Source organism: Enterobacter cloacae complex sp. BZL2005 (assembly GCF_049238885.1).
GTDB classification, from domain to species: Bacteria; Pseudomonadota; Gammaproteobacteria; order Enterobacterales; family Enterobacteriaceae; genus Enterobacter; species Enterobacter roggenkampii.
Window position 1 is genome coordinate 214,839 of the sequence record NZ_JBMKGI010000005.1, and the last position, 25,845, is coordinate 240,683.

Annotated in this window: 25 protein-coding genes and 1 riboswitch; of the genes, 7 read left to right on the forward strand and 18 right to left on the reverse strand. The window is 58.3% G+C overall.

The genetic code is table 11. The features are described 5' to 3' along the window. Positions 1-47: 47 nt before the first annotated feature. From rpoD to rpsU, 3 genes are all read right to left on the reverse strand, one after another. On the reverse strand, positions 48-1,895 hold the full coding sequence (rpoD, locus tag ACOTXI_RS12125; RefSeq protein ID WP_008503184.1) for an RNA polymerase sigma factor RpoD: 1,848 nt from the start codon (positions 1,893-1,895) through the stop codon (positions 48-50). A gap of 154 nt (positions 1,896-2,049) precedes the next feature. After that, positions 2,050-3,795, reverse strand: a complete 1,746-nt coding sequence (dnaG, locus tag ACOTXI_RS12130) for a DNA primase (protein WP_023294585.1) — start codon at positions 3,793-3,795, stop codon at positions 2,050-2,052. A 114-nt stretch (positions 3,796-3,909) separates the two neighbouring features. Further along, positions 3,910-4,125 (reverse strand): 30S ribosomal protein S21, encoded by a 216-nt coding sequence (gene rpsU, locus ACOTXI_RS12135; RefSeq protein ID WP_001144069.1) that lies wholly within the window; start codon positions 4,123-4,125, stop codon positions 3,910-3,912. Positions 4,126-4,361: 236 nt separating this feature from the next. Between rpsU and tsaD the strand changes: the two genes are divergently transcribed. Next, positions 4,362-5,375 carry a tRNA (adenosine(37)-N6)-threonylcarbamoyltransferase complex transferase subunit TsaD gene (gene tsaD, locus ACOTXI_RS12140; protein WP_008503186.1) on the forward strand — a complete coding sequence of 338 codons (1,014 nt, stop codon included), beginning with the start codon at positions 4,362-4,364 and terminating at the stop codon, positions 5,373-5,375. 87 nt (positions 5,376-5,462) lie between these two features. Here the strand turns inward: tsaD and ureG are convergent, their stop codons facing one another. The 10 genes from ureG to plsY all read right to left on the reverse strand — a co-directional run bounded on the left by ureG (position 5,463) and on the right by plsY (position 13,328). Further along, positions 5,463-6,080, reverse strand: a complete 618-nt coding sequence (gene ureG / locus ACOTXI_RS12145; RefSeq protein WP_008503187.1) for an urease accessory protein UreG — start codon at positions 6,078-6,080, stop codon at positions 5,463-5,465. A gap of 9 nt (positions 6,081-6,089) precedes the next feature. Then, positions 6,090-6,764, reverse strand: coding sequence for an urease accessory protein UreF (locus ACOTXI_RS12150; protein ID WP_058653849.1), 675 nt, complete (start codon positions 6,762-6,764; stop codon positions 6,090-6,092). Then, positions 6,764-7,303: a HupE/UreJ family protein gene (locus ACOTXI_RS12155; RefSeq protein ID WP_058653850.1), complete on the reverse strand. Its 540-nt coding sequence runs from the start codon at positions 7,301-7,303 to the stop codon at positions 6,764-6,766. The genes ACOTXI_RS12150 and ACOTXI_RS12155 overlap by 1 nt, the downstream gene beginning before the upstream one ends. Positions 7,304-7,312: 9 nt before the next feature. Next, a complete protein-coding gene (ureE, locus tag ACOTXI_RS12160; RefSeq protein ID WP_023344943.1) occupies positions 7,313-7,777 on the reverse strand; it encodes an urease accessory protein UreE in 465 nt (154 codons plus the stop codon). Between the two features lie 9 nt (positions 7,778-7,786). Next, positions 7,787-9,490 (reverse strand): urease subunit alpha, encoded by a 1,704-nt coding sequence (gene ureC, locus ACOTXI_RS12165; protein WP_087855183.1) that lies wholly within the window; start codon positions 9,488-9,490, stop codon positions 7,787-7,789. Next, positions 9,483-9,797 carry an urease subunit beta gene (locus ACOTXI_RS12170; protein WP_021242322.1) on the reverse strand — a complete coding sequence of 105 codons (315 nt, stop codon included), beginning with the start codon at positions 9,795-9,797 and terminating at the stop codon, positions 9,483-9,485. The genes ureC and ACOTXI_RS12170 overlap by 8 nt, the downstream gene beginning before the upstream one ends. Before the next feature lie 10 nt (positions 9,798-9,807). Continuing rightward, a complete protein-coding gene (locus ACOTXI_RS12175) occupies positions 9,808-10,110 on the reverse strand; it encodes an urease subunit gamma (protein WP_003862556.1) in 303 nt (100 codons plus the stop codon). Positions 10,111-10,120: 10 nt separating this feature from the next. Further along, on the reverse strand, positions 10,121-10,948 hold the full coding sequence (locus ACOTXI_RS12180) for an urease accessory protein UreD (RefSeq protein ID WP_058653852.1): 828 nt from the start codon (positions 10,946-10,948) through the stop codon (positions 10,121-10,123). 208 nt (positions 10,949-11,156) lie between these two features. After that, on the reverse strand, positions 11,157-12,623 hold the full coding sequence (locus ACOTXI_RS12185; protein WP_032653467.1) for an MFS transporter: 1,467 nt from the start codon (positions 12,621-12,623) through the stop codon (positions 11,157-11,159). A gap of 90 nt (positions 12,624-12,713) precedes the next feature. After that, the gene (gene plsY, locus ACOTXI_RS12190; protein WP_008502955.1) at positions 12,714-13,328 is read right to left on the reverse strand and encodes a glycerol-3-phosphate 1-O-acyltransferase PlsY; all 615 of its coding nucleotides are present in this window, start codon (positions 13,326-13,328) and stop codon (positions 12,714-12,716) included. Positions 13,329-13,435: 107 nt separating this feature from the next. On the opposite strand from plsY, the gene folB reads away from it, so the two are divergent. Then, positions 13,436-13,804, forward strand: a complete 369-nt coding sequence (gene folB, locus ACOTXI_RS12195; RefSeq protein WP_008502956.1) for a bifunctional dihydroneopterin aldolase/7,8-dihydroneopterin epimerase — start codon at positions 13,436-13,438, stop codon at positions 13,802-13,804. Positions 13,805-13,910: 106 nt separating this feature from the next. Further along, entirely contained in the window at positions 13,911-14,732 is an 822-nt protein-coding gene (bacA, locus tag ACOTXI_RS12200) for an undecaprenyl-diphosphate phosphatase (protein ID WP_008502957.1), read from the forward strand. A gap of 10 nt (positions 14,733-14,742) precedes the next feature. On the opposite strand, the gene ACOTXI_RS12205 is transcribed toward bacA, so the two are convergent. Further along, a complete protein-coding gene (locus ACOTXI_RS12205) occupies positions 14,743-15,984 on the reverse strand; it encodes a multifunctional CCA addition/repair protein (protein ID WP_058653876.1) in 1,242 nt (413 codons plus the stop codon). Between the two features lie 60 nt (positions 15,985-16,044). Continuing rightward, on the reverse strand, positions 16,045-16,665 hold the full coding sequence (locus ACOTXI_RS12210) for a TIGR04211 family SH3 domain-containing protein (RefSeq protein ID WP_025912514.1): 621 nt from the start codon (positions 16,663-16,665) through the stop codon (positions 16,045-16,047). Between the two features lie 229 nt (positions 16,666-16,894). On the opposite strand from ACOTXI_RS12210, the gene ACOTXI_RS12215 reads away from it, so the two are divergent. The 3 genes from ACOTXI_RS12215 to hldE are packed head-to-tail and all read left to right on the forward strand — an operon-like array spanning position 16,895 to position 22,544. Continuing rightward, positions 16,895-18,196, forward strand: a complete 1,302-nt coding sequence (locus ACOTXI_RS12215) for an inorganic triphosphatase (protein ID WP_058653853.1) — start codon at positions 16,895-16,897, stop codon at positions 18,194-18,196. A gap of 21 nt (positions 18,197-18,217) precedes the next feature. Beyond that, entirely contained in the window at positions 18,218-21,073 is a 2,856-nt protein-coding gene (glnE, locus tag ACOTXI_RS12220; protein ID WP_058653854.1) for a bifunctional [glutamate--ammonia ligase]-adenylyl-L-tyrosine phosphorylase/[glutamate--ammonia-ligase] adenylyltransferase, read from the forward strand. 40 nt (positions 21,074-21,113) lie between these two features. After that, a complete protein-coding gene (gene hldE, locus ACOTXI_RS12225; RefSeq protein WP_003862540.1) occupies positions 21,114-22,544 on the forward strand; it encodes a bifunctional D-glycero-beta-D-manno-heptose-7-phosphate kinase/D-glycero-beta-D-manno-heptose 1-phosphate adenylyltransferase HldE in 1,431 nt (476 codons plus the stop codon). 114 nt (positions 22,545-22,658) lie between these two features. Here the strand turns inward: hldE and ubiK are convergent, their stop codons facing one another. Then, a complete protein-coding gene (gene ubiK / locus ACOTXI_RS12230) occupies positions 22,659-22,955 on the reverse strand; it encodes a ubiquinone biosynthesis accessory factor UbiK (protein ID WP_003862539.1) in 297 nt (98 codons plus the stop codon). 119 nt (positions 22,956-23,074) lie between these two features. Next, a riboswitch (FMN riboswitch) is annotated at positions 23,075-23,225 on the forward strand. 106 nt (positions 23,226-23,331) lie between these two features. On the opposite strand from ubiK, the gene ribB reads away from it, so the two are divergent. Then, positions 23,332-23,985, forward strand: coding sequence for a 3,4-dihydroxy-2-butanone-4-phosphate synthase (ribB, locus tag ACOTXI_RS12235; RefSeq protein WP_008502964.1), 654 nt, complete (start codon positions 23,332-23,334; stop codon positions 23,983-23,985). 44 nt (positions 23,986-24,029) lie between these two features. On the opposite strand, the gene ACOTXI_RS12240 is transcribed toward ribB, so the two are convergent. Both ACOTXI_RS12240 and ACOTXI_RS12245 read right to left on the reverse strand, forming a co-directional pair. Beyond that, positions 24,030-25,091, reverse strand: a complete 1,062-nt coding sequence (locus ACOTXI_RS12240) for a type 1 fimbrial protein (protein WP_021242314.1) — start codon at positions 25,089-25,091, stop codon at positions 24,030-24,032. Further along, positions 25,075-25,836 (reverse strand): fimbrial biogenesis chaperone, encoded by a 762-nt coding sequence (locus ACOTXI_RS12245; RefSeq protein ID WP_058653855.1) that lies wholly within the window; start codon positions 25,834-25,836, stop codon positions 25,075-25,077. Before ACOTXI_RS12245 ends, ACOTXI_RS12240 begins: the two co-directional genes overlap by 17 nt. Between the last annotated feature and the right edge of the window lie 9 nt (positions 25,837-25,845).

A 25,845-nucleotide genomic window follows, 5' to 3' on the forward strand; every position in this document is an offset into this window, starting at 1 on the left:
AACAAAAAAAAGCTCCCGATTGGGAGCTTTTTCACTGTCAGAACAGATTAGTCGTCCAGGAAGCTACGCAGCACTTCAGAGCGGCTTGGGTGACGCAGCTTACGCAGCGCCTTCGCTTCGATCTGACGGATACGTTCGCGGGTAACGTCGAACTGTTTACCCACTTCTTCCAGCGTGTGGTCGGTGTTCATATCGATACCGAAACGCATACGCAGTACTTTCGCTTCACGGGCGGTCAGGCCAGCCAGAACATCGTGCGTTGCGGCACGCAGGCTCTCGGTGGTGGCAGAGTCAAGCGGCAGCTCGAGGGTGGTATCCTCGATGAAATCACCCAGATGCGAATCTTCATCATCACCAATTGGTGTTTCCATGGAGATTGGCTCTTTGGCGATCTTCAGCACTTTACGGATCTTGTCTTCCGGCATCAGCATGCGCTCGGCCAGCTCTTCCGGCGTCGGCTCGCGACCCATCTCCTGCAGCATCTGGCGGGAAATACGGTTGAGCTTGTTGATGGTCTCAATCATATGCACCGGAATACGGATGGTGCGCGCCTGATCCGCGATAGAGCGGGTGATAGCCTGACGGATCCACCAGGTTGCGTAGGTGGAGAACTTGTAACCACGACGGTATTCAAACTTATCTACCGCTTTCATCAGACCGATGTTGCCTTCCTGAATCAGATCCAGGAACTGCAGACCGCGGTTGGTGTATTTCTTGGCGATAGAGATAACCAGACGCAGGTTCGCTTCAACCATCTCTTTCTTCGCACGGCGGGCTTTCGCTTCACCGATGGACATGCGACGGTTGATATCTTTAACCTGCTCGATGGTCAGGCCGGTCTCTTCTTCAATCTGCTGCAGCTTCTGCAGGCCGCGATACACGTCTTCTTTCACGTCGTGCAGTTTTTCAGACCACGGCTTGTTCATCGCGATAGCCGCGTTGAACCAGGTTTCGCTGGTTTCGTTGCCGGTGAAGAGGGTGATGAAGTTCTTCTTCGGCATTTTGCACTGCTCAACGCACAGCTTCATGATGATGCGTTCCTGGGTACGTACGCGATCCATCATCACGCGCATGCTGTTCACCAGGTAGTCGAACTGTTTTGGCACCAGGCGGAACTGTTTGAACACTTCAGACAGTTTCAGGATCTCTTCCTGAGCGGCTGCGTGGCTGCGGCCTTTCGCTTTGATGGTGTCACGCGTCACTTCGTACTGGGTACGCAGCTCGGCAAACTTCTCGCGCGCCAGTTCCGGGTCGATGCTGTTGTCATCATCGGCGCTGTCGTCGTCGCTCTCTTCCTCATCTTCGTCTTCGTCATCATCCATCTCTTCCTGAGACAGTTCAGAACCGACGTGAGTGGCGGTAGGTGCCATATCTTCTTCAGCGTTCGGGTCGACAAAACCGGTGATCAGGTCAGACAGGCGCGCTTCTTCCGCTTCAACGCGATCGTACTGCTCCAGCAGATAGGTGATCGCTTCCGGGTACTCGGCAACAGAGCACTGAACCTGGTTGATCCCATCTTCGATGCGTTTTGCGATGTCAATTTCGCCTTCGCGGGTCAACAGTTCAACGGTACCCATTTCGCGCATGTACATGCGGACCGGGTCAGTGGTACGCCCGATTTCAGATTCCACGCTGGACAGTACCTGTGCAGCAGCTTCTTCCGCATCTTCGTCAGTGTTGTTGGAGGTTTCAGCCAGCAACAGATCATCGGCATCCGGTGCTTCTTCCATCACCTGAATGCCCATGTCATTGATCATTTGGATGATGTCTTCGATTTGATCTGAATCGACGATATCTTCCGGCAGATGGTCATTGACCTCGGCATAGGTCAGATAGCCTTGCTCCTTACCACGTTGGACAAGAAGTTTCAGCTGTGACTGCGGGTTTTGCTCCATAAGACGGTATCCACACTTAATTCGTTTGATTGGTGTCGGCGATGGGGCTGCCAACCTTTAAAGCGAGGGCGTACTTATATTTTTGCCGCTGCCTCTCAGTGCGGCTGCCGGGGGCTTCCCGATCGATATTCGGCACTTAAGCCGTTAAATTTATTTATTTCTTCGCCAGTTCCTGGTTAATCATCCAGAGCTCCCGGCGTTCTTCGCTGCTCAAACCGTGTGTGCGCTCGCGAGCTATCAACTCTTCCTGGCGCAGCTCAAGCATCGAATCAAACATATGGTTGAGTGAGTCGGTGAACGTTTTTTCTGCAATGTCCTTATCTGCTATATCGTCCCACATCGACAATTTTTCAAGGGTAGCGGCCTCTTTTGTGCCGCGATAATGCTCTAAAAGTTGTCCGGTGGTCAGACCTGGCTGAGACAAACAGGTGTTGACCAGTTCTGAAAATAAGCCAAGCCCGGGCAATTTTTCGTGGTTCAAACCCGCCAGCGACGGCACCTGTGGCGCCAGCTCGGGGTTTTGTACCAGTAACCCTATCAGTATACGCATGGTTGTGCGTTTTAGCTGAGGCGCGGGGCGAACCGCACCGTTTTCAGCCTGTTTAGGCATTAAACGTTCAAGCTGGCTGTCATCCAGAATGCCGAGCTTGTTGCCTAACTCCTGACGTAGGTAGATGCGCAGCGTTTCGCCGGGCACCTGACTGATTAACGGCAGCGCCAGCGTGCTGAGCTGCGCGCGCCCGTCAGGAGTACTCAAATCGACCTGCGGCATCAGGCTGTTAAACAAAAACGTGGAGAGCGGCTGTGCCTGCTCCATCCGCGCTTCAAACGCCGCTTTGCCCTCTTTACGCACCAGCGTATCCGGGTCTTCACCGTCGGGCAGGAACATAAAGCGCAACTGACGCCCGTCGGTCATATAGGGTAGCGCGGTTTCCAGCGCGCGCCAGGCGGCATCGCGTCCGGCGCGGTCTCCGTCGTAACAACAAATCACGTTGTTGGTCACGCGGAACAGCAGCTGGATGTGATCCGCCGTCGTGGACGTTCCTAACGACGCAACCGCGTAGTTAATGTCGTACTGCGCCAGCGCAACGACGTCCATATAGCCTTCGACGACCAGAAGACGCGGAGGTTCCGCGTTATCCTGCTGCGCCTCATAAAGGCCGTAAAGCTGGCGGCCCTTATGGAAAATATCGGTTTCCGGGGAGTTGAGGTACTTCGGCAGGGCATCACCCAGCACGCGACCACCAAAACCAATTACCCGGCCTCGCTTGTCGCGGATTGGGAACATTACCCGTTCGCGGAAGCGGTCGTAGCTTCGTCCCTGGTCGTTGGTGACCAGCATGCCTGCATCGATGAGAGACTTACGATCTTCGCTATTGCCGCCAAAACGCTTTAACACGTTGTCCCAGCCGGGCGGGGCGTAGCCAATAGCGAAACGCGCAATGACATCGTCGCTCAGTCCGCGCTTGTTCAGATACTGACGCGCAGGCTCAGCCGCAGAGTGCTTAAGAGACTGTTGGTAAAACGAATTCAGGCCATCCATCAGTTGATACAGCGTTTGCCGTTGATGGCGCTCGATCTGACTTGGCCCACTGCCAGCTTCATATGGCACTTCAAGGTTATGCATTGCCGCCAGCTCTTCGACGGTTTCAACGAACTCGAGCTTGTCGTAGTTCATTAAAAAATCGACGGCATTACCGTGAGCACCACAGCCGAAGCAATGGTAAAACTGCTTTTCACCGTTTACGGTGAAGGAGGGGGTTTTTTCGTTATGGAACGGACAGCACGCATGGTAATTCTTGCCCTGCTTCTTCAGCTTTACCCGCGCGTCGATGAGATCGACGATGTCGGTTCTGGCGAGCAGGTCATTGATGAAAACGCGTGGGATTCTTCCGGCCATATGCCCCAAAATTTAAGCGACTTATAAACGAAAACAAGCCGCGCATTCCTTCCGGAAGCACGGCCTTACGACTACTACTCTGTCTGTCAATTGAGGGCTGAGGCCCTCAACCAATTAGTACAGACGAGTACGGCGTGCGTTTTCGCGAGCCAGTTTCTTCGCGTGACGTTTCACAGCGGAAGCTTTAGCGCGCTTACGTTCGGTCGTTGGTTTTTCATAAAACTCACGACGACGAACTTCAGCCAGAACACCTGCTTTTTCGCATGAACGTTTGAAGCGACGCAGTGCTACGTCGAACGGCTCGTTTTCACGTACTTTAATTACCGGCATGTAACTCTCACCTTTAATAAATTCGGTTTGCCGCTGGCATCAACGCCAGCTTATTTCAAAATGGTGCGGAATTTTACTGCAAATGCTGCTGCTTTGTAAAGCACCGATGCGATTTTGAAAGGGACTTTAATAAGGGTGAGGAGTATACACGAGCCTTCTTCCTGGGGCGAACAAAGTTTTACATCAACCCGCCCAGGCTCTACACTGCGCGGTATTGAAACGAGGTAAAACAAGTCATGCGTGTACTGGGTATTGAAACATCCTGCGATGAAACCGGCATCGCCATTTACGACGACGAAAAAGGGCTTCTGGCCAACCAACTGTATAGTCAGGTGAAATTGCACGCTGACTACGGCGGCGTCGTGCCTGAACTGGCCTCTCGTGACCACGTGCGTAAAACGGTTCCCCTGATTCAGGCGGCGCTGAAAGAGGCCGGGTTAAGTTCAACCGATATTGATGCCGTAGCCTACACTGCGGGGCCGGGTCTGGTCGGCGCGCTGCTGGTCGGTGCGACCGTTGGTCGTTCGCTGGCCTTCGCGTGGGATGTGCCGGCCATCCCGGTTCACCATATGGAAGGGCACCTTCTGGCGCCGATGCTGGAAGAGAATCCGCCTGAATTCCCGTTTGTGGCGCTGCTGGTCTCCGGCGGCCATACGCAGCTGATTAGCGTCACGGGCATTGGCAAGTACGAGCTGCTGGGCGAGTCAATCGACGACGCTGCCGGTGAAGCGTTCGACAAAACCGCCAAGCTGCTGGGGCTGGATTACCCAGGCGGCCCGATGCTGTCCAAAATGGCGGCGCAGGGAACGGAAGGGCGCTTTGTCTTCCCGCGTCCGATGACCGACCGTCCGGGGCTGGACTTCAGCTTCTCCGGGCTGAAAACCTTCGCGGCCAACACGATCCGCAATAACGACGACAGCGAGCAGACCCGCGCCGATATCGCCCGCGCGTTTGAAGATGCGGTGGTGGATACGCTGATGATCAAGTGCAAGCGCGCGCTGGATCAGACCGGCTTCAAGCGTCTGGTGATGGCGGGCGGCGTCAGCGCCAACCGCACGCTGCGCGCGAAGCTCGCCGAGATGATGCAAAAGCGTCGTGGGGAAGTGTTCTACGCCCGTCCCGAATTCTGTACCGATAACGGGGCGATGATTGCCTACGCCGGTATGGTGCGCCTGAACGCTGGCGCAACGTCTGACCTGAGCGTGTCCGTGCGTCCGCGCTGGCCGCTGGCGGAACTGCCTGAGGCGTGAGTTTTTTTGCCCGGTGGCGCTGCGCTTACCGGGCCTACAAAACCGTAGGCCGGGTCAGGCGAAGCCGCCACCCGGCAATAACCCGCACTACACCCGCAGCATCCCTTTCTCTTCCAGAAACGCAATAATCGTCCCCAGACCGTCTCCCGCTTTCAGATTGGTAAAGGTCCATGGACGCTCGCCACGCATGCGGTTGGTGTCGCGCTCCATCACCTCCAGCGACGCCCCCACGTACGGCGCGAGATCGGTTTTGTTAATCACCAAAAAATCGGACTTGGTGATCCCCGGCCCGCCCTTGCGCGGGATTTTTTCCCCTTCGGCCACGTCGATCACGTAAATGGTCAGATCCGCCAGCTCCGGGCTGAAGGTCGCGCTCAGGTTGTCCCCGCCGCTTTCCACGAAGATCAGATCCAGATTGCCAAACTTCTCGCTGAGCGCTTCCACCGCCGCCAGGTTCATCGAGGCGTCCTCGCGGATGGCGGTATGCGGGCAGCCGCCGGTCTCCACGCCCACGATGCGCTCCGGCGCCAGCGCGCCCGCCTCGGTCAGGATGCGCTGATCCTCTTTGGTGTAGATGTCGTTGGTCACCACTGCCAGGTGATATGTGTCGCGCATTGCCTTGCAGAGCGCTTCCAGCAGCGCGGTTTTGCCCGACCCTACCGGGCCACCCACGCCCACGCGCAGGGGATGTTTGTAATCAGCCATGTTGACTCCTCAGGAACGGAATAGTCGTGAATATTGGGTTTCGTGGCGCGCGGAGGCGATGGCGGACAGCGGCGTAGCGGCCCCCAGCGCGTCGTCGCGACGTAAAAAGGCCTGTTCAAGCCCGGCGGCAAAATGGTCGCTCAGTTCGATAATCAGCTGCTGCGCGGCCTGCTGCCCAAACGGCACCAGCTTAACGCCCGCCATGACCGCGCTCTCAATCCAGCTGTAGCCGAGGCTCAGCGCCAGCTCGCGCACGTCAATGCCCCATCGCACGCCGAGCCACGCCATGCCGCAGAGCTGGCTTTGCCTGCACAGCGCCAGCCATTCTGTCGGGCAGTCCGGCTCCCAGCTTTTGATGAGACGCGTAAAGGCCGCTCCGCGGTTGCGTTCTTCTTCGCGCAGCTCGCGCGTTTCCCGACAGGCGAGCAGGTATGCCGTCCAGCGTCTGGCCGTCGCCAGGTCGTTCCGATTGCAGGCCTGGCAGAGACGGTGAAACAGCGGCAGATCGACGCAGAAAAAACTCTGCTCCATCTGCTGGATCTGCCAGCGTTTAAAGGCGTCGGCGTCCGTGACCCAGCCCGCCTCCACGGCCCACTCCAGCCCCTGCGACCAGGTAAACGACCCGACCGGCAGGCTGCTGCTGGAGAGCTGCATCAGGCGCAGCCACTGGCGGGCGTGCTCCATCAGCTCATCAGCGCCAGCAGGGCGGAGACGATCAGCCCGCCGCCGAAGGTTTTACGCAGCCCGTCGTGACGGCGCAGCAGCAAGCCTGCGGCGAAACTGGCGCACAGCACCGTGGCGCTGGCGAACATAAACCCGCTGGTGAACAGCCAGAAGCTATGGCCGGACATCTCCACGCCGTGCGCCCAGCCGTGGAACATCGCCAGGGCAGGCACCGCGAGCAGCAGACGGTTTTCAGTCTTAAACATCATCACGCCGCTGACCGCCAGCGAGGCGATAATCAGCATCTCCATGCCGCTAAAGCCGCCGAGCAGGCTGCCTGCGATGGCGCCGACAAGCATCATCCCGAGGGTGGCAAACGGCAGCAGGAGCTTGCGGCCGCTCAGCGCCGAGAGCACGCCTGCGCCCGCTAGCATCAGCAGGTGATCGAGCCCGGTCAGCGGATGGAAAAAACCAGCCTGAAAGCTGTTGGCACCGTGGCCGGGATGCGCGAGCGCGGGAACGGAAAAAGCCAGCAGTAACAGGGGGAGTAACTTGCGCATGATGGATCCTTAATGTGAATGGGCGTGAGCGTGGCTATGGCTGTGGGCATCGCTGGCATACGCGCCCGCTTCCGGTTCAAACGGCAGGCTGGCGTAGGTCACCTCCAGCCCAAACTGGCGCAGCATATCGTCGAGAACGTGATCGTGGTGATAGCGCAGCTCGCCGGGCATCACCTGCAGCGGCACGTGGCGGTTGCCCAGGTGGTAGCAGGCGCGGGCCAGCAGGAACGGGTCGGCGCAGCGCACCACGGAGACGGACTCAGCCGCTGCGATCACTTCGATCACCTCACTGCCGTCGTCGGTGGTCAGCAGGTCGCCCCCGCGCAGCAGCAGGCCGCGCGGCAGCATCAGCCCGGCTTCGCGCCCGTCGTTCAGCGCTACGCGGGCGCGGCTTTTCACCCGTACGTCAATCGGCAGCGTGACGCTGGCGGTAATCGGGTGTGCGTGGTCCAGACGTTGGGTCAGATAAATCATCATCACTCCTCAAAACAGGAAATAGCGTTGCGCCATCGGCAGAACGTCAGCCGGTTCGCTGGTAATCAGTTCGCCGTCGACGCGAACCTCGTAGGTTTGCGAATCAACGGTGATGTTCGGTTGCAGAGCGTTGTGGATCATGTCGGCCTTTTTCACCGTCCGGCAGCCTTTCACCACCGCCGTGGCGCTCTGCAGGTTGAGCTGCTGCGGGATGCCGTTCGCGTGGGCCGCCTGAGAAACAAATGTCAGCCGCGTAGAGTGGCGCGCGGCGCCCAGCGATCCAAACATCGGGCGGTAATGCACCGGCTGCGGCGTGGGGATCGAGGCGTTGATGTCGCCCATCGGCGCGCAGGCGATCATCCCGCCCTTGACGATGGTGGCGGGCTTGACGCCGAAGAACGCCGGAGACCAGACCACCAGGTCCGCCAGCTTGCCCGTCTCAATCGAGCCCACTTCATGGGCGATGCCGTGGGTGAGCGCCGGGTTAATGGTGTATTTGGCGACATAGCGCTTCACGCGGAAGTTGTCGTTATCGCCGGTCTCTTCCGGCAGCGCGCCGCGCTGAACCTTCATGCGGTGCGCGACCTGCCAGGTGCGGATAATCACTTCCCCGACGCGGCCCATGGCCTGCGAATCTGACGAGGTGAGCGAAAACGCGCCGATATCGTGCAGCACGTCTTCCGCGGCGATGGTCTCCCGACGAATGCGGGATTCGGCAAACGCCACGTCCTCGGCGATATCCGGATCGAGGTGATGACAAACCATCAGCATGTCGAGATGCTCGTCGATGGTATTGACCGTGTAGGGCAGCGTCGGGTTGGTGGAGGAGGGCAGAATATTCGGGTGCGCGCAGGCGGTGATGATATCCGGCGCGTGGCCACCGCCCGCCCCTTCGGTGTGGAAGGTGTGGATGGTGCGCCCGGCGATAGCCGCCAGCGTGTCTTCGACAAACCCGGACTCGTTCAGCGTGTCGCTGTGCAGCGCCACCTGAATGTCCATCTCTTCGGCCACCTCCAGCGAGCAGTTGATCGCCGCAGGCGTCGCGCCCCAGTCTTCGTGGATCTTCAGCCCGATGGCGCCCGCGGCGATCTGCTCGCGCAGGGCCGCCGGATTGGAGCCGTTCCCCTTGCCGAGCAGGCCAATATTCACCGGCAGCGTATCGGCAGCCTGCAGCATTCGGGCGATATACCACGGCCCCGGCGTACAGGTGGTGGCGTTGGTGCCCGCCGCCGGACCGGTGCCGCCGCCGATCATGGTGGTGACGCCGGAGACCAGCGCCTCTTCCGCCTGCTGCGGGCAGATCCAGTGGATGTGTGTGTCGATCCCGCCTGCGGTAACGATCTTCCCTTCGGCGGCAATCACTTCCGTCGCCGCGCCAATCGGGATCGTCACGCCGGGCTGGATGTCCGGGTTCCCGGCTTTACCGACGGCAAAGATTCGCCCGTTCTTGACGCCAATATCGGCTTTCACGATCCCCCAGTGATCGACGATCAGCGCGTTGGTCAGCACCAGATCCACGCAGTCGTCTGCGGTCATCTGCCCCTGACCCATACCGTCGCGGATCACCTTCCCGCCGCCGAACTTGACCTCTTCGCCGTAGATCGTGAGATCGTCTTCTACTTCAATCCACAGCTCGCTGTCGGCCAGCCGGACCTTATCCCCGGTGGTGGGGCCAAACATATCGGCATAGGCCCGGCGTGAAATGTCAGCCATGTTTCACCTCGCCCATTACCTCGCCGCGAAAGCCGACAATGCGCTGCGCACCCGCGACCTGAACCAGCGTCACTTCCCGCTTCTGGCCGGGCTCAAAGCGCACGGCGGTGCCTGCCGGGATGTTTAACCGGTAGCCTCGGGTCGCCTCACGGTCAAACTTCAGCGCCGGGTTGACCTCGTAAAAGTGATAGTGCGATCCGACCTGGATCGGCCTGTCGCCGTGGTTTTCGACAATCACGGTTTGGGTTTCGCGCCCGACGTTGATCGCAATCGTGCCGGGCTGGATCTGGTATTCGCCTGGGATCATCACGCGCTCCTTAGACGATCGGGTTGTGGACGGTGACGAGCTTGGATCCGTCCGGGAAGGTGGCTTCCACCTGAATGTCCGGGATCATCTCCGGCACGCCCTCCATCACCTGGTCGCGCGTCAGGACGTGGCGGCCCGCCTCCATCAGCGAGGCGACGGTTTCGCCATCGCGCGCGCCTTCCATGATGAAGGCGCTGATCAGCGCGACCGATTCCGGGTAATTGAGCTTTACCCCGCGCGCAAGGCGGCGTTCGGCAACCAGCGCGGCGGTGAACAGCAACAGCTTGTCTTTTTCTCTGGGAGTCAGTTCCATAGCGTTTCTCTTATGTCTGCCAGATGCGCGGCGAACAGGCGGTTTTGGTGGTGAGAAGCGGGCGAAGCGACTGCCAGATATCGCGCATCACCCGCTGGCAAATCAGGTTGTCGTGGGAGAGAAAACGCACCGACAGCAGCTCGTCGGTGAGCGTTGCCCCCGCAAAATGGCCCAGAGGCGCGAGCAGCGCGCGCACCGCGTCGAGATGTTCTTCTCTGGCCGGGTAGAACAGCAGCGTGCCGATCCACGGGTGTCCGGCAACGGGCGTGAGATCGCCGTCGCCGAGGTGCTGGCGCTCAATCAGACGCGGCTCGTCCTCAACCCAGACTTCAAGGCGGCTCTCCAGCGTGCCGTGGCTGAAGGTCTCATTGATTACCGGTCGTCCCAGACAGTACAGCTCCCACGCCAGCAGCGTGCTGGAGGCCTTCAGGTGGAAGACGGAGCGCAGCGCGGCATTTGCCCCGGGGAAGATAATGGTGTCCTGCGGCAGCCACTCCAGCGTGGATCCCTCATCGAGATAAAAATGCTGGCTCAGACGCGCCTGCGGGCCGCTGCTGCGATAAAACTTGCTGGCGCCGGGCATGGTGATAAGCGTGTGGCTTTTGGCGTCCAGCCGAACGGAAATGTCCAGCGTATCGCCGCCCACAACCCCGCCCGGCGGGTGCAGCAGGTAAAGGTGGCAGGTCTCGCCTTCAGGGTAAAACGGACGCTGAACGGTAAGCGGCCCGACGTGATGAGCGGAGTGCAGGAGGGTTTTCTCAGGGGTGTGACAAAACTGCAGGGCAAGCGACGCCTGCCAGCCTTTGTACGAATTATCAGTGACCTGAGCTGCTAACATGCTGCATCCATCTGCTCATCATCGGGTCGTTTCAGTATGCCCTGGCAGAATTGAAGGCTGTCATATGAGTCGCTTATGGATAAAAAAACGGCTCATATGAGCCGGTTTCTAACTTTTGATAATCGCCCGGCGGCGCTACGCTTGCACGGGCCTACAAGAGAATGCGCAATGTAGGCCGGGTAAGCGCAGCGCCACCCGGCAGGAAAGGCTAGCGGTAATCCTCCGCATCCACATCATACCCCGACGGCTCCCAGCGGATCGCCAGCAGCGAGGCCAGGCCGATAAACGGCGCCAGCGCAATCACCCAGAACACGGCAGTGTCAAGCGAGGCGACCAGCAGCGGGAACAGGAACAGCGACAGCGTCGAGCTGCTGCGCATCAGCGTCTGGTTAAGGCCAACGCCGACGCCGCGCAGCGAGGTCGGGTAGCTCAGTGAGGCAAACGTCATGGTATGCGCGCCCGGGCCGAAGCCCTGGCCGAACAGGAAGAGCGCCAGCATCGCCACGGCAAGCACGCCTTCGGTGGCACCTTCCGGGCGACCAATCAGCCCCAGGCCCAGCAGCGCGACCAGCTGGCAGGCGTAACCCGCCAGCGACATCCGCCATGCGCCGAAGCGCGGCACGTAGCGTACCGCCAGCAGTCCGCCGACGAAGGCAAACAGCAGGTTAAGCACCAGAGAAATCAGGATGGTGGTCAGCATCGACTGGACAAAGAAGCTGGAGATGATCACCGGCAGACCAAACGCCACCGCGTTATAGGCGAACGAAGAGACGACGGACAGCAGCGTGGCGAGTGTCGTGCGGCGTAAGTAGACGCCGCGGAACAGGTTCAGATAGTTGGACCATTTCGCTTTATTCACGACGGGAGCTGGCTGGCTGAGCGCATCCTGCGGCACGTGGGCATTGATGTTATAGGACTGACGTAAAATGGACGCCGCCTCCTTCAGGTTGCCCTGATTTGCCGCCCAGACCGGCGATTCGCTCATATAGCGGCTGCGGATGGCGATAATCACCAGCGCGGGTACCGCGCCGAAGCCAAGGATCAGGCGCCACAGCCAGTCGCTGTGGCTTTCCGGCAGCACGGCGTAGAAGAAGAGCACCAGCAGGTAGGAGATACTGATGGCGGCATACCAGGTGGGGCACCACATGGCGACGCTGGAGGCCTTATTGCCGGGGCCTTTTAGCCTGGCGAACTCGCTTAAAAATGCCATCGCTACGGGAAGGTCGATCCCGACGCCAAGCCCCATGACAAAGCGGGCACCCGCCAGCACATATTCGTTCGGGGCCAGCGCACAGGCGATGGCGGCCACCACGAAGAAGAGCATGTCGGCCATAAAGACGCGATAGCGCCCGATTTTATCCGTGAGATAACCCCCTAGCAGCGCCCCGACAATCGCGCCAAACGTAATGGCGGACGCCACCATGCCGGTACCGGCGGGCGTCAGGTTAAATTCGCGGGTGATATCTTTTATGCCGAAGGCCAGCGCGCCCAGATCGTAGGCATCGAGGAAAATCCCGCCCAGCGCGATACCGATCACGATGCGAGCATTGGCCCGGCCCTGAGAACCATCATTAACGAGGCGTGAAACATCCGATGCGCTGCGCACCCACTGGATGTCGCCATCGGAACGTTTTCCTGCCGTTGAAAGGGGAGTTGTTTCTGTGATTTCTGCCATTTTCTTCTTATGTGGTTGTGTTGTGTCCCTAACAGTTACCACAGGCAGAAGGTGACCAAAATCACATTTGGCTATAAGGCATAACTAACCTTACGGAGCGTCTTTTTTCTTCCTCTTGAGCTTCGTCCAGATTTTGGTCTCCTGACGACGCCACAGGCGCTGAATATTGTCGTGATGACGCAGCAGGATAAGGCAGGAGAGCATCGATACCGGGAAGGTGAACTGAGGTTTGAACCACCAGACGTAGAACGGGGCGATCAGCGCGCTGACGATCGCGCCCAGCGACGAATAGCCGCTCAGCAGAATGGTGAGCAGCCAGGTGCCAGCCATCACGCCGGTTAAATCCCAGCCGATAGGCGCAATGGCACCAAAGGCGGTCGCCACACCTTTACCACCTTTAAAACCGAAGAATACGGGCCAGATGTGGCCGACACAGGCAGCAATGGCAATGAGGCCCAGCCAGAACGGCGTGACGCCCAGCGCATACGCGCCCCAGACGGGTAGCATCCCTTTCAGAACATCAAAAATCAAAACCGCTACGGCTGCTCCCTTGCCGCCAATTCGTAGTACGTTGGTCGCTCCCGGATTCCCGGAACCACTTTCACGCGGGTCAGGTAACCCGGCGATGCGGCAGACCAGAATGGCGCTGGAGATTGAGCCGCAAAGATAGGCGAGGAGGATCATTCCAGGCGCGATTGCACTCATAACGCTGTTCCGTTTTGAAAATGTATCTGTATTCTCAGCATCTGTGGATAATACGCATAATTCGCCGGAAGTGGTATCCGGTTTAGCCAAAAAGCAGGCAGGTCGTGATGGATATTGTATTTATAGAGCAACTTTCGGTAATCACCACTATTGGTGTTTACGACTGGGAACAGACCATCGAGCAGAAGCTGGTGTTCGATATCGAAATGGGCTGGGATAACCGCAAATCGGCAAAAAGCGATGACGTGAACGACTGTCTCAGCTACGCCGACATCAGTGAAACGGTCATCGGCCACGTGGAAGGGCAACGTTTTGCGCTGGTCGAACGGGTGGCGGAAGAAGTCGCAGAATTGCTGCTGAAAAAATTCAACTCACCGTGGGTGCGCATCAAGCTGAGCAAACCGGGCGCGGTGGCGCGCGCCGCCAACGTGGGCGTCATTATCGAGCGTGGCACAAATCTGAAAGGAAAGATTTAACGTCATAATTGCTAAACCCTTTTAGGTTATATCGGTCTTAAGGCTGTATCTTTATCGGTTGTCCGTACGGGACACCGTTTTTTTATATCTTTTTAGGGGTTTATAGATGAGCGATATGCACTCGCTGCTGGTGGCGGCAATACTGGGTGTGGTCGAAGGATTGACGGAGTTTTTACCGGTTTCCAGTACCGGCCATATGATTATTGTTGGTCATCTGCTGGGCTTTGAAGGCGATACTGCAAAAACGTTTGAAGTGGTGATCCAGCTGGGGTCTATTCTTGCGGTGGTGGTGATGTTCTGGCGCCGTCTGTTTGGCCTGATCGGTATCCATTTTGGCCGTCCGCCGCAGCACGAAGGGATGAGTAAAGGCCGCCTGTCGCTGATCCATATTCTGCTCGGGATGATCCCGGCGGTGGTGCTGGGCCTGGTTTTCCACGACGCCATCAAATCGCTGTTTAACCCGATTAACGTGATGTACGCGCTGGTGGTGGGCGGCTTCCTGCTGATCGCTGCGGAAGTGCTGAAGCCAAAAACGCCGCGCGCGGAAGGGCTGGACGATATGACGTATCGTCAGGCGTTTATCATTGGCTGCTTCCAGTGTCTGGCGCTGTGGCCGGGCTTTTCCCGTTCAGGCGCAACCATCTCTGGTGGGATGCTGATGGGCGTAAGCCGTTACGCCGCGTCAGAGTTCTCGTTCCTGCTGGCGGTGCCGATGATGATGGGGGCCACCGCGCTTGACCTCTATAAAAGCATCGGTTTCCTCACCACGGGCGACATTCCGATGTTCGCCGTCGGCTTCATCACCGCGTTTATCGTGGCGCTGATTGCCATCAAAACCTTCCTGCAGCTGATTAAGCGTATCTCGTTCATTCCGTTCGCGATCTACCGCTTTATCGTTGCCGCTGCGGTTTACGTGGTCTTCTTCTGACCGACTGCCCTCAGTCTTTTGGCTGAGGGCAATGCTTTTCCTTCCACTCTGATACCGCCTGAATCCGCCGTTTCGTCAGCTCTTCGCGAATGTCCGGGCCTTTGAATCCCGCCTCGACAACGTCCTTCGTCGGCACCGCTTTGGCTACCTCCCAGGCTTTACGCAGTAAACGTCCCTGCGGGTAGTCACAGGCTTCAAACCCGGTACGCCCGCGCACGTCAGCCTCGCTGGTGAGCGCGATCTGCTCCACGCGCTGGGGTTTGCGCCAGGCGTCGATGTTATCGAACAGTTTGACGATGGTGGCCGGTTTCAGGATCGGGAAGGTGTGAATCAGGTCGTGGAACTCGGCCACCAGTTTCGCCAGATCGCGGATTTCGTTCGGCACGCGCAGACGCTGGCACAGCCCTTCGACCAGCTTCACCCCTGCCGGACCGTGCCCGTGGTGCCGCGGCCAGAGCTCTTTTGGCGTTAAGCCTTTGCCGAGATCGTGGCACAGGGTGGAAAAGCGCACGTCCACGTCAGGGCTGAGCATGGCCGCCATGCTCAGGGTCATCAGCGTGTGTACGCCGGTGTCAATCTCCGGATGCCATTTCGCCGGAGCCGGTACGCCAAACAGCGCGTCTATTTCCGGGAACAGCACCTTCAGCGCGCCGCAGTCGCGCAGCACCTGGAAAAAGACCTGCGGGTTACGCGTGGTGAGCGCATTCTCGGTCTCTTTCCAGACGCGCTCTGGCGTCAGGTGTTCAAGCTCGCCCGCCTCGGTCATGGCGGTCATCAGCGCCATGGTCTCATTGGCAATTCGGAAGCTGAGATGGGCGTAACGCGCGGCAAAACGCGCCACGCGCAGCACGCGGAGCGGATCTTCAGAAAACGCCGGGGAGACGTGACGTAAGAGACGGTTGCGCAGATCGTCCTGGCCGCCATAAGCGTCAATAATCTGGCCGTGCTCGTCCTGTGCCAGCGCGTTAATGGTGAGATCGCGACGCAGGAGATCGTCCTCCAGCGTGACGTCCGGCGCGGCGTAGCAGGTAAAGCCAGTGTAGCCCGAACCTGATTTCCGCTCGGTACGCGCCAGGGCGTACTCTTCGCGGCTTTTCGGGTGTAAAAAGACGGGAAAATCGCGGCCTACCTGCTGGTAGCCCGCGTCCAGCATCTCTTCCGGGGTGGCGCCCACCACCACCCAGTCTTTATCTTTGACCGGCAGACCTAACAACGCATCACGTACCGCACCACCGACCAGATAACTCTTCACGCCTGACACTCCCGTTTTCTCTTTTCCAGAATGATACGTAAGTCTGGCAGAGAAGACGAATTAGTTCATCCAGCGATCTTTACGTTTACGGCTTGGGATCAGGTGCGGCAGAACCAGACCCAGCACCAGACCGACGCCCAGCACGCCGCCGCCATACATAAACCACTGCATGATGATGGTGCGCTGTTTGTCATCGAGCTGCAGGTTGGCGGCATTCACTTTCTTTTGCGCGACAATCAGCTCGTTTTTCAGCTTCTGGTTCTCTTCTTTCAGGCCGTTAATCACGCCGTCGCTCTGCGCCACTTTCTGCTGCATCTCGGCGGTACGCTGGTTCCAGGTTCCGTCGATATTGTTCAGCTTGTCGGTCAGGGTTTTCACCTGATTTTCCAGATCCGGTACGCGGGTGCGCAGGCTTGGCACGGTGCTCAGCTCTTTCAGCGGGATCCAGGACGTGCGGCCAGAACTGTCGCGAACCTGACCGTAGTTGGTGTCCGCGTTGGTCTGTAACAGGGTGACTTCCTCGCCGGCATTTACCGTGCCCACGAGGCGATAATTATCTCCGGGGCCACTGCGTACCCAGGTGTTCAGTTCGTCAGAAACGTAACGCTTCTCTTCAGCGTGCACTGCGGTTGCGGCGCTAAAAGCGAGTAAAGTAAGTCCAATCAGGCGTAATTTAAGCATCATTAGTCGTTATTTTCATAAATAGTGGAACGATAGTAGTGGCAACAGTGTCTCTACGCAAAGCATTCATCAGCAATCAGAATCATCTGTGTCACGACTCTACACATTTACGCCCGTCAAATTGCTCATTGCATGGCAATTTGGCGCAAAATACTATGTACTGACAAACAAATGGCGAGGAAGTTCGCCCTCATTGACGCGTCTGTGACGCCCGCAAAAGTACAAGGCTATGGCTCAGGAAATCGAATTAAAATTTATCGTCGAAAAAGACAGCGTTGACGCACTCCGCCAGCATCTGCATACGCTCTCCGGCGAACACCATGCACCGGTACAACTGCTTAATATTTATTACGAAACGCCGGATAACTGGCTACGCCGCCACGATATGGGGCTGCGCATCCGTGGCGCGAGTGGGCGCTACGAGATGACGATGAAAATTGCCGGCCGCGTGGTCGGCGGGTTACATCAGCGTCCGGAATACAATATCGACATCAGTCAGCCAGAACTTGAGCTGGAACGTTTTCCGGCGGAAGTCTGGCCGGAAGGCGAGCTGCCTGCCACGCTGGCGGAGCAGGTGCAGCCGCTGTTCAGCACCGATTTCTGGCGCGAGAAATGGCTGGTGACGGAAGGTAAAAGCCGCATCGAAATCGCCCTCGATCTGGGTGAGGTGAAGGCGGGTGAGTACCAGGAGCCGATCTGCGAACTGGAGCTTGAGCTGCTGGAAGGGGACGCAAATGACGTGCTGAAGCTGGCGCGCAGGCTGGTGAACCAGTCCGGATTGCGCCAGGGGAGCCTGAGCAAAGCCGCGCGGGGTTACCATCTGGCCGCCGGAAATGCGCCGCGCGTGCTGAAAGAGACGACCATTTTGCGCGTTGCGCCGAAAGCCAGCGTTGAGCAGGGGCTGGAAGCCGCACTGGAGCTGGCGCTTTCTCAGTGGCAGTACCATGAAGAGCTGTGGGTACGAAATGTGAAAAACGCCAAATCCCACGTGCTGGCGGCCATTGCCCTGGTGCGCCATACCCTGACGCTCTTCGGCGGTATTGTTCCTCGCAAAGCGAGCGCTCACTTACGTGATCTGCTGACGCAAACCGAAACGCTGATGCTCTCGGACATATCTGCGCAAACGGCGATCTACAGTCCGCAAGCCGCTTCGGCAAAACTGGCGCTGACCGAGTTTCTGGTGACGCGCGGCTGGCGCGCCTTCCTGGATGCGAAAGCTGAGGCCAAAATCGCGGAAAACTTTAAGCGTTTCGCAGACATTCATCTTTCCCGTCATGCCGCTGAACTGAAGAGCACCTTTGCGTATCCGCTCGGTGATAAGTATGGCGATCAGCTTCCCCGTCTTTCGCGCAACATCGACAGCATGCTGCTCCTTTCCGGTGCCTACGACGGGCCACAGGCGCAGGCGTGGCTGGAAAACTGGCAGGGGCTGAAGCATGCCATCGAAACCCGTCAGCATATTGAAATTGAGCATTTCCGTAATGAGGCCATTTCGCAGGAGCCGTACTGGCTGCACAGCGGAAAACGTTAACTCTGGCAAGGAACCCCTAGAATGCCGCTTTCTTCACCGTTACAGCAGCAGTGGCAGACCGTTTGCGAACGTCTGCCTGAGTCATTACCGGCGTCATCGTTAAGCGAGCAGGCGAAAAGCGTGCTCGTCTTCAGTGATTTTGTGCAGGAAAGCATCGCCGTCTACCCGGACTGGCTGGCGGAGCTTGAGAACGCACCGCCGCAGGCGGACGAGTGGCGGCGCTATGCCGGCTGGCTGCAGGCCGCGCTTGAAGACGTCGCGGATGAGGCGACGCTGATGCGCGTCCTGCGTCAGTTCCGCCGTCGTGTGATGGTGCGCATTGCCTGGGCGCAGGCGCTGGAGCTGGTGAGTGAAGAGAGCACGCTGCAGCAGTTAAGCGAGCTGGCGCAGACGTTGATTGTCGCCGCGCGCGACTGGCTCTACGCCGCCTGCTGTAAAGAGTGGGGCACGCCGTGCAGCGAGGAAGGGATTCCTCAGCCGCTGTTGATTCTGGGGATGGGCAAGCTGGGCGGTTGCGAGCTGAACTTCTCCTCCGATATCGACCTGATTTTCGCCTGGCCTGAGAACGGCTCCACGCGCGGCGGCCGTCGCGAGCTGGACAACGCCCAGTTCTTTACCCGCCTCGGCCAGCGTCTGATTAAGGCGCTGGATCAGCCGACGCAGGACGGTTTTGTCTACCGTGTGGACATGCGCCTGCGTCCGTTTGGCGACAGCGGGCCGCTGGTGCTGAGCTTTGCCGCGCTGGAGGATTACTACCAGGAGCAGGGGCGCGACTGGGAGCGTTACGCGATGGTCAAGGCACGGATCATGGGCGACAGCGACGACGCCTACGCCAACGAGCTGCGCGCCATGCTGCGCCCGTTCGTGTTCCGTCGCTATATCGACTTCAGCGTCATCCAGTCCCTGCGCAATATGAAAGGGATGATCGCCCGTGAGGTTCGCCGTCGCGGGCTGAAGGACAACATCAAGCTCGGCGCGGGCGGCATTCGCGAAATCGAATTTATCGTCCAGGTCTTCCAGCTGATTCGCGGCGGACGCGAGCCGTCGCTACAGTCCCGCTCGCTGCTGCCGACGCTGAGCGCCATTGAGCAGCTTCACCTGCTGCCGGACGGCGACGCGCAAACCCTGCGCGAGGCCTATCTTTTCCTGCGCCGTCTGGAAAACCTGCTGCAAAGCATCAACGACGAACAGACCCAGACCCTGCCGGGGGATGACCTTAACCGGGCGCGTCTGGCCTGGGGGATGCGCGTGGATGACTGGTCAACGCTGACCGAACGGCTTGATGCCCATATGGCAGGCGTGCGCCGCATCTTCAACGAGCTGATCGGTGATGACGAAAGCGAATCGCAGGACGATGCCCTTTCCGAGCACTGGCGCGAGCTGTGGCAGGACGCGCTCCAGGAAGATGACACCACGCCGGTGCTGACGCATTTAACCGACGACGCGCGCCATCGCGTGGTGGCGCTGATTGCCGATTTCCGTCTTGAGCTGAACAAGCGCGCCATTGGCCCGCGCGGCCGTCAGGTGCTGGATCACCTGATGCCGCACCTGCTGAGCGAGGTCTGCTCGCGGGCGGATGCGCCGGTGCCGCTGTCGCGCATGATGCCGCTGCTGAGCGGGATCATCACGCGCACCACGTACCTTGAGCTTTTGAGCGAGTTCCCCGGCGCGCTGAAGCACCTGATTACGCTCTGCGCCGCCTCCCCGATGGTGGCCAACAAGCTGGCGCGCTACCCTCTGCTGCTGGATGAACTGCTCGACCCAAACACTCTGTATCAACCCACGGCGACGGATGCCTACCGGGACGAGCTGCGTCAGTATCTGCTGCGCGTGCCGGAAGAGGACGAAGAGCAGCAGCTGGAGGCGCTGCGCCAGTTTAAGCAGGCCCAGATGCTGCGCGTGGCGGCGGCGGACATCGCCGGAACGCTGCCGGTGATGAAAGTGAGCGATCACTTAACCTGGCTCGCGGAGGCGATCATCGACGCGGTCGTGCAGCAGGCGTGGGTGCAGATGGTGTCCCGCTACGGCCAGCCGAAGCACCTTGCTGACCGTGAGGGGCGAGGGTTTGCCGTGGTGGGTTACGGCAAGCTCGGCGGCTGGGAGCTGGGATATAGCTCCGATCTGGATTTGATCTTCCTGCACGACTGCCCGGTTGACGTGATGACCGACGGCGAGCGCGAGATTGACGGGCGTCAGTTCTATCTGCGCCTGGCCCAGCGCATTATGCACCTGTTCAGCACCCGCACTTCGTCGGGCATTTTGTATGAAGTCGATGCGCGCCTGCGTCCGTCCGGTGCGGCGGGTATGCTGGTCACCTCAACGGAGTCCTTCGCCGATTATCAGAAGAATGAAGCCTGGACCTGGGAGCATCAGGCGCTGGTGCGCGCCCGCGTGGTGTATGGCGATCCGCAGCTTAAAACGCAGTTCGATGCCGTCCGTAAGGAGGTCATGACCACCCCGCGCGAGGGCAGTACGCTGCAGACGGAAGTGCGCGAGATGCGCGAGAAAATGCGCGCGCACCTGGGTAATAAACACCGCGATCGCTTTGATATCAAAGCCGACGAGGGCGGGATTACCGATATTGAGTTCATTACCCAGTATCTGGTGCTGCTCCACGCGCACGACAAGCCGAAGCTGACCCGCTGGTCGGATAACGTGCGCATTCTGGAGCTGCTGGCGCAAAACGACATCATGGACGAGCAGGAGGCGCAGGCCTTAACCCGCGCCTACACCACGCTGCGCGACGAGCTGCATCACCTGGCGCTACAGGAGCAGCCGGGGCACGTGGCGCTGGACTGTTTTGTCGCAGAGCGTGCTCAGGTAACGGCCAGCTGGCAGAAGTGGCTGGTGGAACCGTGCGTAACAAATCAAGTGTGATATTATCGCGCGCAAATTGTGAATCTTTCTGGAGTCAGGAATGAAAGTAACACTGCCAGAGTTTGAACGTGCTGGAGTAATGGTTGTTGGGGATGTGATGCTGGATCGCTACTGGTATGGGCCGACCAGCCGCATCTCTCCGGAAGCACCGGTACCGGTGGTTAAGGTCGACACCATTGAAGAGCGTCCCGGCGGCGCGGCAAACGTGGCGATGAACATAGCCTCTCTGGGCGCGCACTCGCGTCTGGTTGGCCTGACCGGTATCGACGATGCGGCGCGCGCGCTGAGCAAGTCGCTGGCGGACGTGAACGTGAAGTGTGACTTCGTTTCTGTTCCGACCCACCCGACCATCACCAAGCTGCGCGTGCTGTCACGTAACCAGCAGCTGATCCGCCTCGACTTTGAAGAAGGGTTCGAAGGCGTTGATCCCGAGCCGCTGCACGAGCGCATTAACCAGGCGTTAGGCAATATCGGCGCTCTGGTACTGTCCGACTACGCGAAAGGCGCGCTGGCCAGCGTGCAGACGATGATCCAGCTGGCGCGTAAGGCCAGCGTACCGGTGCTGATCGATCCTAAGGGCACCGACTTTGAGCGCTATCGCGGCGCAACCCTCCTGACGCCAAACCTCTCCGAGTTTGAAGCGGTGGCGGGCAAATGCAAAACCGAGGAAGAGCTGGTTGAGCGCGGCATGAAGATCATTGCTGACTTCGAATTATCTGCGCTGCTGGTGACCCGCTCCGAGCAGGGGATGACGCTGCTGCAGCCGGGCAAGGCGCCGCTGCATATGCCAACCCAGGCGCAGGAAGTGTATGACGTGACCGGTGCCGGTGATACGGTGATCGGCGTGCTGGCAGCGACGCTGGCGGCGGGGAACTCCCTGGAAGAAGCGTGCTACTTCGCCAACGCCGCGGCAGGTGTGGTCGTCGGTAAACTCGGTACCTCAACCGTTTCCCCAATCGAGCTGGAAAACGCGGTGCGCGGCCGTGCGGACACCGGTTTCGGTGTGATGACCGAAGACGAGCTGAAAGTGGCTGTCGCCGCTGCGCGCAAGCGCGGTGAAAAAGTGGTGATGACTAACGGCGTGTTCGACATCCTGCACGCGGGCCATGTCTCTTATCTGGCGAATGCGCGAAAGCTGGGCGATCGCCTGATTGTGGCGGTGAACAGCGATGCCTCAACCAAACGTCTGAAGGGTGAAACGCGTCCGGTTAACCCGCTTGAGCAGCGTATGATCGTGCTCGGCGCGCTGGAAGCCGTGGACTGGGTGGTGTCGTTTGAAGAAGACACGCCGCAGCGCCTGATTGCCGGTATTCTGCCGGACCTGCTGGTGAAGGGTGGGGATTACAAGCCGGAGCAAATCGCGGGCAGCGAAGAGGTCTGGGCCAACGGCGGTGAGGTGATGGTGCTCAACTTCGAGGATGGGTGTTCCACCACCAACATCATCAAGAAGATCCAGAAAGACAGTCAGTAAAAAACGGGCCTATTGGCCCGTTTTTTTATGTCGGGTGGCGGCTGCGCCTTACCCGACCTACGCGTTCATTCAGGCCCGGTAAGGCGTAGCCGCCACCGGGCTCAACAGGCCGCACTATGCCTGGTCATCCACCGGCGGAATGGCTGGCGCTGGCTTCACTTCTTCCGGCGCATTGCGGTTTTCCAGCTCGGTCAGACGCTGTTCCAGCAGTGCAAGCTTCTCGCGGGTGCGCAGCAGAACCTGGGTCTGCACGTCAAACTCTTCGCGGCTGACGAGATCAAGGCGAACCAACTGCGCCTGCAGCGTCTGGCGGATTTTCTTCTCAACGTCATCACCAAATTCACGAATGCCTTTTGGCATAGACTCGTGAACCTGACGCGCAATTTGCTCAATTTTCTTCGGGTCAATCATTGTCGTTTCCCTTGATGAAAAGGTGTTAGTGTCCATTGTAGCGCGTCATGCCCGGGGTAAACAAAATTGTTTGATGCTTATGCATTGCCCAGGATAATCAATAGCGTTATAGTTATCTCGCTTATTCTCAGGGCGGGGCGAAATTCCCCACCGGCGGTAAATCAGCTTAACGCTGAAAGCCCGCGAGCGCTTTGGGTGAATTCTCAAAGGTCAGCAGATCCGGTGTAATTCCGGGGCCGACGGTTAGAGTCCGGATGGGAGAGAGTAACGATCCAGTCGGGCATGGGCCCGCTCACGTTATCTTTTTGCCGCTTATACGGCGCTCCTAAGACTGCCCTGATTCTGGTAACCATAATGTTAATGAGGTTTTTTTACCATGAATCAGACGCTACTTTCCTCTTTTGGCACTTCAACTCAACGTGTTGAACATGCACTGGATGCACTGCGCGAAGGCCGTGGTGTGATGGTGCTTGACGATGAAAACCGTGAAAACGAAGGCGACATGATTTTCGCCGCCGAAAACATGACCGTTGAACAGATGGCGCTGACCATCCGTCACGGCAGCGGCATCGTATGCCTGTGTATTACCGAAGATCGTCGTAAGCAGCTCGAGCTGCCGATGATGGTCGAAAACAACACCAGCGCCTTTGGTACCGGATTTACCGTGACCATTGAAGCGGCGCATGGCGTGACCACCGGTGTGTCTGCGGCTGACCGTCTGACCACCGTACGTGCCGCGATTGCTGATGATGCGAAGCCATCCGATCTGCATCGTCCAGGCCACGTCTTCCCACTGCGCGCGCAGGCGGGTGGCGTGCTGACCCGCGGCGGTCACACCGAAGCGACGATCGACCTGGTGACGCTGGCTGGCTTCAAACCTGCGGGCGTGCTGTGTGAACTGACCAACGACGACGGCACTATGGCGCGTGCGCCAGAGTGCATCACCTTCGCACGTCTGCACAACATGCCGGTGGTAACGATTGAAGATCTGATCGAGTATCGCCAGGCGCACGAGCGCAAAGCCAGCTGAAATGGCTGATGTGAAAAAGCCGGGGAAACCCGGCTTTTTTGTCTCTAGTGGTAGTTAATTTTGAACAGCACCACCGTTTCGAACGGCCCGGACTGGATCGCTTTTCCTTCGACCGGCGACAGCTCTGCGGTGTATTGCTGCTCATGCTCAAGCGTGCTGCCCGTAAAATCCACGTATTCGTTGTAGTGGTTAAAGGTGTAGGGCTCGGTTCCGTTAAGGATCCTCAGCTTCAGGCCATTGCCTATCAGCAGTGCGGTATCGTTGGCCGTAAGCGCTTCATTTGTATAGAACGACGAGTCCATTTTGAAGCCATCTGAACATTGGGCATCCTGCACTTTCGTCGTCTTCACCGAAAAGGTCCGTTTACGCGTCTGTTGATTCACAATATCGCGTGCGCTAAAGGTGCCGAAATCAATCTCCTGGTTCTCAGGGTAAATACTGAACGTCGCACCGCAGTCCAGAACGGTAATATTTTGCAGCCCGTTGATGTGATATTTGAGGTTTTTCGCATCCGACATCTGGTTCACGCCGCCTTTTCCGTCAAACTGGACAACGATGTAATCGCTCAGCGAGCTGACGTAGCCGTGAGGCGGCATGGCTTTAATTTTTACGTATAAGCGCAGACGAGCAATGAAGGTTCGTGAAGTGTGGATATCATCCGGGTTACCGGAACAGATACGATTTTCCCATCCCATTTGTCGGATCTGCTCGGGGGTATAAATCGTGATGTTTTGGTTGTCCAGACACTGTCGGGTATCGACGCCGTTAGGCTGGCCTTTTGCATCGTAGTCTATCCCTTCATAGGTTACGCCCAGTTCATAATAGGGATCGGAGGTTGAAGGATAAGGATTCACCCAGCCAAAAATATCCTCCGGTTGAAAGCTGCTTGTGACATTGTGGTTGCATGTCACCGGGATTTTGATGTCATCCGATTCCCAAATTTTCTCACCTGCCTGTGCATTACTGGGGATAGCAAACGGCGAGATCGTTTTAGTTTCTTCTACGGGGCCGCCCGAACCGCCCAGGTAGCAGTCGAGCGCCAGCGCTTCTCTTAAAGGCAGCACTGAGAGCAGCACTATGAACAATACGTTAGCGAGATTGCGCATCTTTTTCGATCTTCCGTTCGGTGAGCGAGCACTGCGCCGTTCCCGCGCACTGTACGTCGACCTTTTTCAGCGCGCCGTAATCGTCGATATAACCGATGCTGTAATAGTTACCGTGGTAGTCATCGGTAGAGGTTGTTGCTGTCGCGAAAGGCGCAAGCATCAGGCTGTCGAAGCCCGGCAGCATGGTTTTGGCATTCTTACTGAGCCACGCCAGCGTGATGTAGTACGGCGTCGGGTTATGTATGGTCAGCCCTTTCGCAGTGGCTGAAACTTCCATCCGCATTTCCGCCTGCTCGCCGGGTTTTTTGGTAATCGCTTTAGGGCGCCAGAACAGCTTGATCCTGCTCTGCATCGCCACCTGCATGACGCTGCGTTCATCGCTGGCGCTGGTGCTTTTCGGCGGCACTTCGCGCAGGTTGAAATAAAACAGGGATTCTCTGTCTTTCGGTAACTGACTGGTGGCCGCTTGCTTAACGATCCTGACCTGCGATGCGGAACCCGCTTCAATGCGTTGAATCGGAGGCAGCGCCATGAAATGCCTGTCTTCTTTACGGCCTTTCTCATCTTCAATCCAGGAGAGCGCCAGATAGGGCAGCGCTTTACTCTGGTTTTCAATCTTCAGGCTGCTGGCCTTGTCGCTTTCCGGAAAGACAATGCGCGTGCGGTCCAGGTTTACGGCCGCGTGAGTGGTGAATGCTGTGCCGACCAGCATCAGGCACAGGCTTTTGAGTAAGGTTAATTTCATCATGATTTC